The organism is Planococcus sp. TJ-302, from assembly GCF_058268455.1.
The window spans coordinates 849176-862306 of record NZ_JBZDOI010000001.1; the positions used below are offsets into that span (position 1 = coordinate 849176).

Annotated in this window: 15 protein-coding genes; 2 read left to right on the plus strand and 13 right to left on the minus strand. The window is 46.4% G+C overall.

Going from position 1 to position 13131, the window contains the following annotated elements:
- Positions 1-5: 5 nt before the first annotated feature.
- The 3 genes from arsD to AC4EHB_RS04430 are packed head-to-tail and all read right to left on the minus strand — an operon-like array spanning position 6 to position 1214.
- Positions 6-365: an arsenite efflux transporter metallochaperone ArsD gene (arsD, locus tag AC4EHB_RS04420; RefSeq protein ID WP_490980792.1), complete on the minus strand. Its 360-nt coding sequence runs from the start codon at positions 363-365 to the stop codon at positions 6-8.
- 53 nt (positions 366-418) lie between these two features.
- Positions 419-838 carry an arsenate reductase (thioredoxin) gene (arsC, locus tag AC4EHB_RS04425; protein WP_490974390.1) on the minus strand — a complete coding sequence of 140 codons (420 nt, stop codon included), beginning with the start codon at positions 836-838 and terminating at the stop codon, positions 419-421.
- A gap of 28 nt (positions 839-866) precedes the next feature.
- Positions 867-1214: an ArsR/SmtB family transcription factor gene (locus AC4EHB_RS04430; RefSeq protein ID WP_490975615.1), complete on the minus strand. Its 348-nt coding sequence runs from the start codon at positions 1212-1214 to the stop codon at positions 867-869.
- Between the two features lie 225 nt (positions 1215-1439).
- Here AC4EHB_RS04430 and AC4EHB_RS04435 point away from each other — a divergent pair, with 225 nt between their 5' ends.
- A complete protein-coding gene (locus AC4EHB_RS04435) occupies positions 1440-1787 on the plus strand; it encodes a rhodanese-like domain-containing protein (protein ID WP_490980793.1) in 348 nt (115 codons plus the stop codon).
- A gap of 4 nt (positions 1788-1791) precedes the next feature.
- Here the strand turns inward: AC4EHB_RS04435 and AC4EHB_RS04440 are convergent, their stop codons facing one another.
- From AC4EHB_RS04440 to AC4EHB_RS04460, 5 genes are all read right to left on the minus strand, one after another.
- Complete coding sequence (locus AC4EHB_RS04440) at positions 1792-2346, minus strand: maltose acetyltransferase domain-containing protein (RefSeq protein ID WP_490980794.1); 555 nt, start codon at positions 2344-2346, stop codon at positions 1792-1794.
- Complete coding sequence (locus tag AC4EHB_RS04445; protein WP_490980795.1) at positions 2288-3910, minus strand: AMP-binding protein; 1623 nt, start codon at positions 3908-3910, stop codon at positions 2288-2290. The genes AC4EHB_RS04440 and AC4EHB_RS04445 overlap by 59 nt, the downstream gene beginning before the upstream one ends.
- Before the next feature lies 1 nt (position 3911).
- Positions 3912-4727, minus strand: a complete 816-nt coding sequence (locus AC4EHB_RS04450; protein ID WP_490980796.1) for an SDR family NAD(P)-dependent oxidoreductase — start codon at positions 4725-4727, stop codon at positions 3912-3914.
- Positions 4728-4889: 162 nt separating this feature from the next.
- Complete coding sequence (ytvA, locus tag AC4EHB_RS04455) at positions 4890-5666, minus strand: YtvA family blue-light photoreceptor (RefSeq protein WP_490974395.1); 777 nt, start codon at positions 5664-5666, stop codon at positions 4890-4892.
- Between the two features lie 114 nt (positions 5667-5780).
- Entirely contained in the window at positions 5781-6716 is a 936-nt protein-coding gene (locus AC4EHB_RS04460) for an NADP-dependent oxidoreductase (protein ID WP_490980797.1), read from the minus strand.
- 240 nt (positions 6717-6956) lie between these two features.
- On the opposite strand from AC4EHB_RS04460, the gene AC4EHB_RS04465 reads away from it, so the two are divergent.
- Positions 6957-8285, plus strand: coding sequence for a TrkH family potassium uptake protein (locus tag AC4EHB_RS04465; protein ID WP_490974397.1), 1329 nt, complete (start codon positions 6957-6959; stop codon positions 8283-8285).
- Positions 8286-8340: 55 nt separating this feature from the next.
- Here the strand turns inward: AC4EHB_RS04465 and AC4EHB_RS04470 are convergent, their stop codons facing one another.
- The 5 genes from AC4EHB_RS04470 to AC4EHB_RS04490 all read right to left on the minus strand — a co-directional run bounded on the left by AC4EHB_RS04470 (position 8341) and on the right by AC4EHB_RS04490 (position 13046).
- Entirely contained in the window at positions 8341-9600 is a 1260-nt protein-coding gene (locus tag AC4EHB_RS04470) for an ATP-binding protein (RefSeq protein WP_490980798.1), read from the minus strand.
- Positions 9601-9736: 136 nt separating this feature from the next.
- Positions 9737-10759: a potassium channel family protein gene (locus AC4EHB_RS04475; protein WP_490980799.1), complete on the minus strand. Its 1023-nt coding sequence runs from the start codon at positions 10757-10759 to the stop codon at positions 9737-9739.
- A gap of 98 nt (positions 10760-10857) precedes the next feature.
- Positions 10858-11418 carry a copper resistance CopC family protein gene (locus AC4EHB_RS04480; protein ID WP_490980800.1) on the minus strand — a complete coding sequence of 187 codons (561 nt, stop codon included), beginning with the start codon at positions 11416-11418 and terminating at the stop codon, positions 10858-10860.
- 158 nt (positions 11419-11576) lie between these two features.
- Positions 11577-12533, minus strand: a complete 957-nt coding sequence (locus tag AC4EHB_RS04485) for a hypothetical protein (RefSeq protein ID WP_490980801.1) — start codon at positions 12531-12533, stop codon at positions 11577-11579.
- Positions 12534-13046, minus strand: a complete 513-nt coding sequence (locus AC4EHB_RS04490; protein WP_490981489.1) for a sigma-70 family RNA polymerase sigma factor — start codon at positions 13044-13046, stop codon at positions 12534-12536.
- Between the last annotated feature and the right edge of the window lie 85 nt (positions 13047-13131).

Here is a 13131-nt window from a genome sequence, read left to right on the forward strand (position 1 = left end):
CCTCCTTAGATTGAAAACTTAATGGATTGTTTCACTTTCGGTTTTTCCTGCAATTGCTCGGGCGTCATGCCGAACCATTGCGAGAATTCATCATTTGTCGGATAAGATGCGACTTTGACGATGTAGCCGTTCAACAGCACCATTGGCAGCGCTTCCGGCCCTTTATCGGACAAGGCCTGGTTGACTAATGCGTTTTCGACAAATGCAGCCGGTTCGTTCGCTAAATTGAAACGCTTGATGTCAAAGCCTTTTTTTTCGAGTGAATAAACAGCTGATGCCAACCGCGTCAATTCAGGGTCCACACTTGGTCCGCAGACGCCTGTCGAGCAGCACATCGCGGGGTCGTAAATTTCTATTTTGTTCATCATTGCCACCTCTTTCATCTTAGGATGTCCATGACTTAAGGTTATTTGCTAATTTATTCGCCGGTGTCAGCGAATTTCTGAATGCGTGCACCGATGTCGTCGCGTACGCGCTGGAACACGGCCCATTTTTCTTCGTCCGTCCCTTGCGCTTTCGCAGGATCTTCAAAGCCCCAATGATCGCGTTTCACGTGCGGCGGCGTCATCGGGCATTTGTCTGCTGCGTCGCCGCATAAAGTGACAACGAAATCCGCATTGTTCAAGATGTCCGTGTCGATAACATCGGATGTCTGGTTTGAAATATCGATTCCTACTTCTTTCATCGCTTTAACTGCGTTCGGGTTCAAGCCGTGCGCTTCAATTCCCGCGCTTAGGACGCGCCATTCGTCGCCAAGAATCTTTTTTCCCCAGCCTTCAGCCATTTGGCTGCGGCATGAATTGCCTGTGCATAGAAAATATAATGTTTTTTGTGTCATTTGAAAATCCCCTATTCTGTCAGTAGTTTTAGATCGAGCAATTGATGCGGAGCCCTTGCTTTTCTAGCTCTTTAAGGTGGCTGTTTTGATCCGGAACAAATGCCAAAACGTTCAAGACAAGCTCATACATTTCACTGGAAGTGTTCAATGAATAAAATATCCACTGGCCTTTCCGGTTTTCCTTCACTAGCCCCACATCCCGCAGTTTGCGGAGATGCTGGCTGATGGCGGATTGGCTGATATGAAAGATTTCGACGAATTCACAGACGCAGCATTCATTGTTCTCAAGCAGCTTTACCATGGACAACCGTGTTTTGTCGCCGAGCAACTTTAGGACCATGCCTGTTTTCTCAATTTCCAGTTCTTTTACTTTCATTGCCATGACGGTTTCCTCCTTTGCCTGTTACTCGAATCGTTGAATGTAAATCCATTTTCTCTAATAGCATATCAGCATATGCTTATATGTTCAAAGGTTTCCTTGTTTTGTACAATAAAAAAAGAGCTCCGCGCCGGAACTCTTTCTCACATTAGAATCTTTCACCTTACAATGAACGCCGTTATAATCTAAGAAAAGGGCATCTTGAGAGGAGTTGAGCTTGTTATGAACTTATTGAATTTATTTCGACGGCCGCGTTTCTTAAAAAACCTGTCGCCGCAGGATTTGCTTTACCGGATGGGGATATTTCCAAAACCGGTGATCGTCGACGTCCGCACAGCGTTCGAATTTAAATCGGGCCATATCGCAGGAGCTATGCATTTTCCGCTTGGCAGTGAATTGAAAGCAGCACAGAAAATCGCACCCACCATACCGGTCATACTAATCTGCAAAACCGGCCACCGCAGCCAGGCTGCCGCTCACACGCTTCAAAAAAATGGTTTTACTGATCTTTACCAGCTCGAAGGCGGCATGGACCGTTGGCGCAAGGAAAAGCTGCCGGTCGAAAAATGATCGCTTAGCCGTTGTCGATTTCTTTAATGATGCGCGCCGGATTGCCTCCGACGACGACGTTATCGGGTACGTCTTTTACGACGACCGCGCCGGCAGCGACAACGACATTATTGCCGATCGTGACGCCGGGCCCGATGACGACGTTGCCGCCAAGCCAGACATTGTCGCCGATCGTCACCGGCTTGCCGAATTCACGCCCCGAATTTCTGGCGGCCGCTTCGAGTGGATGCGTCGCCGTGTAAATGCTGACTTTTGGGGCCATCATGCAATTGTCGCCGATGACAACGTTGCAAACGTCGAGGATGACGCAATCGTAATTCGCAAAAAAGTTCTCGCCGACATAGATGTTGCTGCCGTAATCGCAATAAAATGGCGGCCTGATGTTAAACAACTCGCCCGTAGTACCAAAAAGATTCTTCAGCACTGGGCTGCGGTCCTCGATCATTTCCATATTGAATTCAGCAGTGGCTTGGCGAGCTTTCCGGTGAAGTGCTGTCAGTTCAGGGTCTGTCGGGTCGTACATTTCCCCCGCCAGCATTTTCTCCAGTTCTTTTTTCATTTGCAATCCATTCCTTTCGTTCCTGTAGATCGTAATGCAATTGTTTTTTGTCGGGTTTGCCGAGTGCTGTATAAGGAAGCTCGCTGACAAAAGCGACAACCCTAGGAAGCTGGATCTTTGCCAATCGAGGCTTGAGCCATTCCAGCACCATTTCCTCGGTCAAATGGGCCGACGGAACCGTCTTAACGAATGCTTTCAGAATCTGTCCGTACGCTTTATCGTTCACTCCAATAACAGCCGCTTCTGTGATGAGCGGATGGCAAGCTAGCGTCCCTTCGATTTCGATCGGGTAAATGTTCACGCCAGCAGAAACCACCATATCATCTTGGCGGCCGCTTAAATAATAAAATCCTTCGCCGTCTTTCCACGCCAAATCACCGGTTGCAATCCACGTATTGTTTTTGCCGCTCATCGACCAGCCGTTTCGGGCGCATAATTGGCCGATTTGGCCGGCAGCCGACTCTCGGCTATTTTCCATGATTTTTAAATTCGCGCCTTTTATCGCTTTTCCTGCCATACGGGCATCGCGGTTAAGGTCCCTTGGCGCTGCGATGATGTTGAGGCCCGCCTCAGACGTACCGTATAAATTATAAAGAACATCACCCAGTTCCGCCTTTGTCTTCTCGATCAATCCTGGATTCAGCTTTGCACCGCCTGAAGCGATGCATTTCAAGGAAAGAAGGTCCGCCGTATTATGGCTGAGCATTTTTTCAATCATCAGCGGCACAGCCGAAACGGCTTCGATTTGGTGTTCACGGATAAAGGCGCATGCCTGTTCTGCGTCAAAACGCTCTTGGATGACTGCTGTTTTTCCAAGCGCCAGCACCGAAAACAAAAAAGCGATGCCGTAGCCATAGAAAATCGGCGATGCAATATAGACTGAGCGGCAGCTTCGCAAATCCAATCTATCCAATAATGCGGCGAATGGATTCAGGAAATTGAATAGCGAAGGTTTGTGCGCCGCTTCTTTCGGCTTCCCAGTCGTGCCCCCTGTCAGCAGCACAATTTTACTGCAGGATGAGCGTTTGGGGCGGACTTCCGGATGAACCATTCGTTCCAATGATTGGCTAAGTGAAGTTTTCCCGCTTCCCGTACATTGCGCGACTCTTTTCTGGTGCAGCGATTGCTCTACTAAACATACAAACTCTTCATCGAAAACAATCAAATCAAAATTGTGTGCAGCCGCGATGGTATCAAATTGGTTTTGGCTCATGCCGGGGTTCAACAGGTAAATGGCGGTGCCGGTCCGCGACGCCGCAAAGAGCGCTTGTACAAAGACGGCATGGTTGCGGCAGAGAAAAGCTGTTTTCGTGTCTTTCGTCGCCCCAAAATCCGATGCCAGGATATGGGCCAGCTTTTCGCTGCCTGACAACAACTCCTGATACGATAAGACGCCGCTGCTGTCGATTAACGCGGTCTCCTCGCCATGGCTTTTTTCAGCCATTCGCAATAGCAGCATGGCATTGATGCCGTCTTGTTTTATTATCCGGAGTAGGTGGAAAACGCCAGTGAAGCTCAAATAATCAAGTTTATACATGATTTGAAGCAACCGCCATACCGCCATGCTAATTCCGCCTTTCCGGCAATTGATGGGTAAAAATTGATGCAGCCTGCACCGCCCAGAGCCACCATGGCCGCCATGTGCGTTTCTTGCTGTACAAAACGGTGCCAATCAAGCGGGCAGCCTGAAGAGCTTCCATGGCCGGTACCGTTCGGTATGCTGCGGTCGGTTCGATCATCGGCGTCCTCACCAGCGGCAAGTAAACAGTTGAAGCATCGATGCCGTTGCTGTTCATTTCAGGTGCGGCAGAGCGGAACCATGCATCAAATGCCGATTTGGAAGCTTGGTAAGCGGCCCAATGTGGCATCGGCGTCATCAGAGCATTGATGGTCGAGACGTTGACGATATGGCCTCCCCTTTGCTTCAAAAGTGGAAGCAAGGACATGACAAGCCGCACTGGGACGAAATAATTGATCGCCATCGTCCGCGTAAAATCATGGTCACGGCCGAATGATTGGAAAATGGGGCGATTAATGGATTTTCCAGCATTGCTGATGATGAAGTCGAGCCTGCCAAGCTTATGTACGAAGTCCAAGAAAGCGTCAAGCTCCGAGTCCACTCGCAGATCGGCAGAGAATACTTCCACGGCCGCTTTCATCCCTTCAATTTCCACTTTCATCGTATCAAGCTTTTCTGTGCGCCTTGCTACCAGGATCAACCGGCAGTCGACCTGTCCAAGCAGAAGAGCCAGCTGCTCCCCGATGCCCGAACTTGCACCGGTGATCAAGATGGTTTTTCCAGCACACACATGTTGCAGTTTTTTAAAATGGAACCGATTGGTTTTGAACATGACCTTTTCAAGAATGATGTTTTTTTTCATCCCCTTCATCCTTTTCCGTTATTGGTGGCCAATCAATTCATAAAATGACAAATTATCTCTGTTTTCAGTTTACCATGGAAACCCAGCATGCCCATCCAATTTTTTGCAATAAAAAGCAGCAGAAGCGGATGCTCTGCTGCTAGACTTTATTGGCTTTAAAGGTCAATGTCTGCCGACGGTTTCCAGCGCTTTTTGGATTGTCGGATAAGTGATGAGTTTTTCTGCACGATCATCCTGCATGACCAGCTCTAGCGCTGCTTTCGGCGAAATGCCGGTGATGCACAATTCACTGCCCATGATTCTTAGCGCGTCCCGGATCTGGACAAAACCTGCGAGCGGCACTGAATCTTCCCAAGACAGTCCCGTAATATCGATAAGCACCTTTTCGATTCTGTTTTCCCGGACGTACTCGCACACTTTCACTTTCAGCAATTCAAAACGCTGGAAGCTCATCGTGCCGATAAGGGCCACTGTCGCGATTTTTTCCTGTATCGACAAAATCGGCAGCATCAATTCTTCGATTTCCGCTTGGCTTGCCCGAAGCTCTTCAAATTGAGCGCGTTCCAAACTGATGTCCGTCTGCGTGCCGATAAAAAACAATGCGCCATCAACTTCGACCGGTTTAATGAACAGGCGATTCCAAAATTCGCTGCCGTCTTTCCGGTAGTTTTTCAACGTGACAATCAGTTCTTCTCTTTGGCGAACCGCTTTGCGGATTTTCTCTTTTGCCTCCGGAGCTGTGTCTCCACCTTGCAAAAATCGGCAATTGCGTCCCAGCACTTCTTCGCGCGCATAGCCAGTCATTTGTTCAAAGGTTTTGTTTGTATAAATTACAGGATTGTCCTCTTGCGAAGGATCAGTCACTATTGTCGCAACGCGGCTGCCATCAAGCATCGCTTCCAGCAGTTTCACTTGTTTCTCGGGATCAAGGGATTTCATGGAACACCTCTATCTTTCTTAATTTTAAATTCAGTTTACATAAAATATATAATAGCATAATCGGCTGTCCCAACACCAAAATCAAGCGGAAGCACAGGAACAGCCCATTCCACATCATTTCACTTTGACGATAATTTTCCCGCGTGCATGCTGAGTCTCGCTCAATGCATGTGCTTGCCGCACCCCGTCGAGCGTAAAGGGCAATACATCCGCTAATACAACCTTCAGTTCTCCTTTGGCTGCTAAGCCAGCCAGTTCTTCCAATTGATCGATTTTAATCTTGCTATTTAGAAAGCTTGCTTTGATGCCCATTCTCTTTGCCAAGTCTTGATCAGGCTGTCCGGCGACGGAAACGAGCCTGCCTCCCAGTTTCAGAACTTTATAACTCCGTTCCAAGACATCACCTCCTATAAGATCCAGAACAACATCCGCTCCTTGGACAACGGCTTGAAAATCCTCTTCCTGGTAGTCGATGAACCTATCCGCTCCCAAAGTTAAAAGGAAATCCCTGTTGCGGCCGCTTCCGGTAACAATCACTTCCGCACCTGCACGTTTCGCAAGCTGAACCGCGAATATGCCGATTCCCCCAGCTCCCCCATGTATTAGCACGGTTTCGCCGGAAATCAGGTTCACCTGATCAAAAAGCATTTGCCAAGCCGTCATACCCGCAAGCGGAATTGCTGCAGCTTCTTCAAATGGCACATTCTTCGGTTTTTTTACCAGCTGCGCCTCATCAATCGCAATCAATTCCGCAAAAGCGCCAGGCTTTTTCAAATCTGCACGTGCAAGCACCTTATCACCGAGACTGAAATCCGTGACCTGCGCCCCGACCTTTTTCACAACCCCCGACACGTCCCATCCGAAAACAATCGGCATGTCAAAAGGCAGATAATCCTGCAAATAGCCTGCTCTAATTTTCCAGTCGATCGGGTTTACTGCCACTGCATGGACTTCCACTAAAACTTCTTGGCCGGAAATTTCCGGCTCCGGCAAATCCGTCTCTTTGAATTGCTCGATATCGCCGTATGCTTCAATAATGATGGCTTTCATTGAACCCGCCCCTTTCAATGTCTCACATATTTCCGATTTCTGCCGCTATGGTAATTAATACGACACCGGCGGCTTTGTTCCTTTATTATTATTGAATTGGGCTGCTGACAACAGGTTCTAAAAATGGCAGTTGACAACGCTATTAATTGAGCGTAATTTAATCCTTATCCAATTCCGGGGTTTTCTCCTGATCGGGTTCGATCTAAGCAAATAGCTTCACCACTTAAGGAAGTGTCTGTTGTGTTGACGATTACCAAAAAAAGAATCAAGATTCCACCGCCTTTACTAATTTCCGGCAGCTTTCTGTTGCTGATCCTCATCGGCACAATCCTGCTGAAATTGCCGATTGCTACCACCGAGCCAATTTCGTGGACCGATGCGATTTTTGTTGCAACTTCCGCTACGACTGTGACGGGCTTGAGCGTCTTTGATCCCGGAACGGTGTTGACCGCTTTCGGCGAGGCCGTTCTGCTCGTATTGATCCAGTTCGGAGGCATCGGTTTGATGACGTTTGCGGTTGCGGTCCTCATCATGTTCCGCAAAAAAATCGGTTTTCAAAACCGGCTGTATTTACGGGAGGCTTTTTCACAGAACACGGTTGGCGGCATCATCAAATTGGCGAAGTCGATCATTATTTTCGCTTTTATCGTTGAAGCAATCGGCATTACCATCCTCACCTTTTACTGGATACCGGAATACGGGTTCAGCAAAGCATTGCATTTGAGTATTTTCCATGTCATTTCCGCTTTTAACAACGCCGGCTTTTCTTTGTTTCCCGATAATTTAATCGGTGTCCAAGATCAGCCGTTTGCGCTTTTCCTGCTGTCCAGCTTGTTTATCGTCGGTGGAATCGGCTTTACGGTCGTCCTCGATCTCTACCAGCATAAATCGTTCCGGCGCTGGTCGCTGCATACCAAATTGATGGTATCGGGTACGCTGTTGATCAATTTAGTAGCGACAATCATGGTTCTTGTCCTTGAGTTTAATAACAAAGCGACAATCGGCGCCATGTCATTGGGCAATAAAATATCGGCCGCGTATTTTACGGCCGTCACACCACGGACTGCAGGCTTTAACGTAGTAGATTACAGTGTCATGGAAGATCCGACCTTATTGCTGACAATGATTCTGATGTTCATTGGTGGAGGCAGCGCCTCTACAGCGTCCGGCATCAAGCTCACCACGTTCATCGTCGTCGTGCTGGCTACGCTGGCTTTTCTCCGCTCGCAAAGGGAGCCTGAGATTTTCGGCCGTTCGATCCGTATTGAAATCACGATTCGGTCACTTGCCATCACAACAATCTCGATTTTGATGGTGTGGATTTTCATTTTCCTTTTGACGATATCTGAATCGCTGCCGTTCCTGCCGTTGGCATTTGAAGTCGTTTCCGCCTTTGGGACGGTCGGCTTGTCGATGGGGGTCACCGGGCAGTTAAGCGATTTAGGCGAGCTGATTTTGAGTGTCCTGATGTTCATCGGCAGGATTGGCCCGTTGACTTTGTTTTTCCTTTTGCTAAAACCCAAAAAAGAGAACTTCCGATACCCTTACGACCAAGTCTTCACAGGTTGAAAAATCCTTGCAGTTATCTGCAAGGATTTTTTCGTGTTTCCGCTGTAGTGTCTGCTTACCTTTCTGGAACTGGTGCATATCTGCCTTCGATCAAGTCAGTGCCGTCTGTTGAAAGGACTTTGATGGTGTCATAAATTTCATTTAAGAAATCGTTCAATTCCTTTTCATCTTTGCAGACAATATTGAACCTGCCGAGCATTTGGGCATAGGTCCCTGTGACTTCCACATGGTCTCCGACATCATGGACAGGTACGTAAGAAACCACAGCCGGATTTTCTTTTATTTTTTCAAGTCCGATAATTTCTCTGATCGTTCCTGTACTTAAAAGGATTGAGAGGTTGCATGCGGGAAACTTTGTATAGCCGTTATCAAACTTTTCGATCGCGTATTGATCGAGGTTTCCTTCAGTCGCATAATCGAGCATCATTCCCAGCAAGTTGATGCCCGTCTGCTTTTCGACAATCGTGTAATATTGCGTGCCACTTAGCCGGAAGCCCATTTCGTAAAAGTAGAAAAGACCATCTTCAAACAGGGACTGGATAAAAAGGACACCATTTTGAATCCCCATCCCCTGAATCATGGTTCGGACCTTTGCGTCCAGCGTCTTAATATAGTGATCCAGATGCTGCGAAGGGAAGACCGTGGCTGTGGGCAATGGCGGGTGTTCTTTATACTGTTTATGTACATGCCTGTCCGTCATTGCGCTTAAGACGATTTTTCCATTCAAGACTGTGTAGAACATCATGACTCCATAAGCATTGTCGATAAACCGTTCAACAATTACTTTTCCCGACTTTGAATAGCGGACTGCTTTCGCATAGCCTTTTTTCAATTCTTCTGCAGAATAACAAATGGTGATCCCCTGGCTCGCGTAGCTGTCCACTGGTTTGATGATGACCGGAAAAACAAATTGTGAAAAATCTTCTTCGGACAAGCTTTGTCCGATTTCGTATTCCTCAATGACCGGTACACCGTAGCTTCGGCAAAACTCCTTGAACCGGTCTTTGTTCGAGCAGAGTTCCAACTGTTCTTTTGTTGCATAAAAAGGCAGGTTCAGCTTCTCGCATAAAGCAAGCGCATGCCACGTATTAATGTCATCAAAACCATTGACGACCCCGCTGATGCTTTCCGTTCTCGCAATCTCCACCAACCCTTCAATATCGGCAGTACTTACATCATAAGATTTGTCAGCGAACGCTTTGGCCGGAGAGCCGGCATCCCGATCAACGACGATGGTGTACAGCCCCATGTGTTTCGCTGTTTTCACTATATCGATCATGTGGGCATAAGCTCCAAGAATCAATATTTTTTTCATATAACACTACCCCCGTCTTTTATGTATATCCTTATTTTATTACGCTTAAGTGAAATTTAAATGAAAGTTCAGATTTTTTAAGTTTGGGCATAAAAAAAGAGCTTCTTCAGAGAAGCTCTTTTTCCGAAATATTTTTCTATATTTTCTCTACATCAAGACTTTCGTATGTTTTTTGGTCGGTAATGATGTAGAGCCTTGCGTCAGGTGGAATCGATTCATCCAACCTTCTGACGATACTGAAGTCCGATCCTTCCGCAATCAAATTCGCACCTCTTTCACGCAGCGATTCAAAAGCGTCTCTATAAGTTTTCCATGACTCCGAAGGCTTTATCTCCCAGATGTTTTCACCATAAGTATGGTTTAGCAATTCCATGAACAAGCGTGTCGACCCGTGGTTCAAAAGAGCTTTCGCCATGAGATGCGGGAATCCCTCATTGGACAGCACGAATTCGTTGACCCCGGCATGCATGAACATGTCGACGTGGTTCTGGTTGACAATCTCTACAATCGTGTAGATATTGATGTCTTTTTCCACTGCATACCGTTCAATTGAAGAAGCGATCAGCAGCGTTTTCCCATCCATCAGGATGTCACTATGGTTGCCTGACGCAAAGATGGAAACCGAACGCGATTTATCGATGCCCGCTTTCTGAAGAAGTTTTTTGTCTGTCGGATCTCCCTGAATATAATGAAACCGCTCATGCTTGAAAGGCGCTTCTTTCAGCGAGTCAATGAGGACGACATCCGTTTTGATGTCGCGGCTCAGCAAAATCTCTTCAATTGTCTTTTCGACACTTCTTGACCAGCCGATAATCAAAAAATGGTCTTTTCCCGTATAATCCAGTTTCCCTTCCATTTTAAGCCTCCCGTAATATGTAAAGAAATCAACCACTTTCCCGAGGATAATCCCGATCAACCCGATGCCGAATAGATACAGAAAGATGCCATAAAGCATCCCCGGAACGGTGCGCGGTACATAGTCCCCGTAACCGATTGTTGTAACCGTCGTCATGACCCACCAAAACGCGATAAATGGATTCTTGAAATTATCAGGCTCCAATAGGTAGACAATGACCGCACTCATCATATAGAAAAGAGAAGCGAATAAAATTAACTTGGCTGTGTTTATCTTGACGATTTTCTTCATGATTTCAAACATTTTTCCACCCCAGCCTCAGTTATACCTATTGCTTTTAACTAAGTCTAGCTGTTTGCGGGCTCAATTTCCATGCTCTTTTCCACCTGTTTAGAATGAAATCACTTTTTCATTTTAAAAACTCTGTATGCGATAACGGAGATTGCGATAGCCAAGATAACAATAAGGACAGTGCCCAGCATACTTCCACCGCTTGCATCTTGTTGGGCTGCTGTTTCAGCATTTTGAGTTTCCTCAGTCGGCGCAGCTGTTTGCGCTGGAAGGCTTGTTTCAACCGGACTTTCTTCGACAGCTGCCTCCGCTGAATCAGATTTCATTGCCACTTCAAACTGGACTTCACCTTTTATCGGATGGCCATCCGCTCCGATGATGGTCCATTGAATCGTATAAGCGCCGTTTGCCAACTCTTTTTCCGCCACCATACCTCGAAGTGTATCGCCGGAAACCGTGATTTCATCAAATGTGAACGTTTGCCCGGCACCTTCTAAAACCATCGTGCTGCCGGCCTCAATTTGCGTTTCGAAAATCAAAGTGATTTCTTCTAATGGCGCTGAAATCTTTTCACCCTCTGCAGGATTCGAAGAAGACAGTCCGGTATGCGCTTGGGCAGAAAGCGGCATTGCAAGAATAAGCAGCATCAACGCGGCCAAGATTTTTTTCATAGTAAATCCCCTCAACTTTCATAATCATCTACCTAGCTAACGCATCAAACCCGTTTTTAGATTACAGGTTTTTTGGAAGAGTCATAATAAGTATGGCAGGGATGCAAAGAAAAACGGCTAGGCTATTGTCGGATTGAAGGACAAGGCCTTTACCGGGATTACATTTGCAAAAGGTTCCAGAAATCTGCAAACTCCTCTTCATCCATTTTGAAAAACAGCCCTATGTTTCCGTAATAGATATAGCCGCCTTTTAAAAGCTTCAAGTTGACCTTAGATCCATCTTTTAAATGGATGGTCAATTCTCTAAAGTCATCGTCCTTGATTGTTTGCTGATCCAAAGAATCTTTGTGCTTTGCATCCAAGTATGGCACAGTTTTATCCAGGTTTTGGATGAATGAGTCAAGAGCCTTTCCGCCATCCACTCCGTAAAAATTATCTTGATTGTGATTCCAGTCATTGAATCCTCTATATACTCCCGAAACGGCGTTGCCATTCAGTTTTAGTTTGCTGAAAAAATTCTCTCCATTGGCCACTGTGATGCCATTCAAGTTTTCATAAAAATGAGCATGGTACCCGCCTTCATAGCTTTCATATGTCATCAGGCGGAATCCGCTGTCGTAGCCATTGACTGCATAGACATCAACGCTGCCAATCGACGAAGCAAGCTCTTTTCCATACGCACTTTGGCTGCTCCATTCATCAATGCTGTCACTTGTGACACCCAGTTTTTCTCCCCGCAACAGGCTTCCATCTTCCGCTCCAATTTCTGTTTCACCCCGCGTGTACAGTTTTCCGTTGTATACAATCAATGCCATGACGAGCCCATAGGGATTTTCTTTCGGAATTTCAATGGCCGGAATTTCAACAATTGCGTGGGCCTTCACTGGTTCCGCCTGTTTTTCCACCGCGGCATTTTCCTGATTCAAAAAGCTGGCTAAGGAAATCCCACCAATCATCACAAAAATGCCCGCCGCTGCAAATAGACCTTTTTTCGGCCCCTTCTTTTCGCGCGCTTGGATTTCCGACTTGGCTGCTTCCACTCCTAACCGGCTTCTTGCATGCAAGTTTTCCGGAATTTTAATCTCGTCCATTTTTTGCCGGATTTTATTGTCCACTTACACCATTCCTTTCTTAAACTCAGTCCGAAGCTTATGCAACGCTCTATAAAGAATCGACTTGGCAGTGCCCAACGGAATTTCCAATAGTTCAGCAATCTCTTTGAACGTGTGGTTTTTGTAAAAGCGCAGCATGACCACACTTTTTTCTTCAGCCGCCAAGTTGTCAATCAAGCCATTCAAAGTCAATGCCAATGGAAGGTCTTCACTTTCCAAAAAGACATCTCCTGGATGGTCCAATACCAAAGTGCCGCTGTTTTTGTTCTTTTTCAGAAAAGTAATTGCGCAGTTGATGGTAATTTTCAGCAGCCATGTTTTAAAAAACTCAGGATTATTCAATGCCTTTAAATTTTTAAAAGAGCGGTAAGCGACTTCCTGTACAATATCCAAGGCGTCATCTTCATTTTTCACATAGATATAAGCCATTCGATAAATATCTTTTTCGTATAGTTGGAAGAGCGCTAAAAAAGCTGCATCGTCCCCTTTTTGAGCTTTCTTGATGAATTGCAGAATTGGAATCCCCCCTTTTTGCGAGCCATTACTTATTAGACTTAGCGAAACGATGTTTGGCCTAAGTGCTTTTAAATCTTTTTATTGA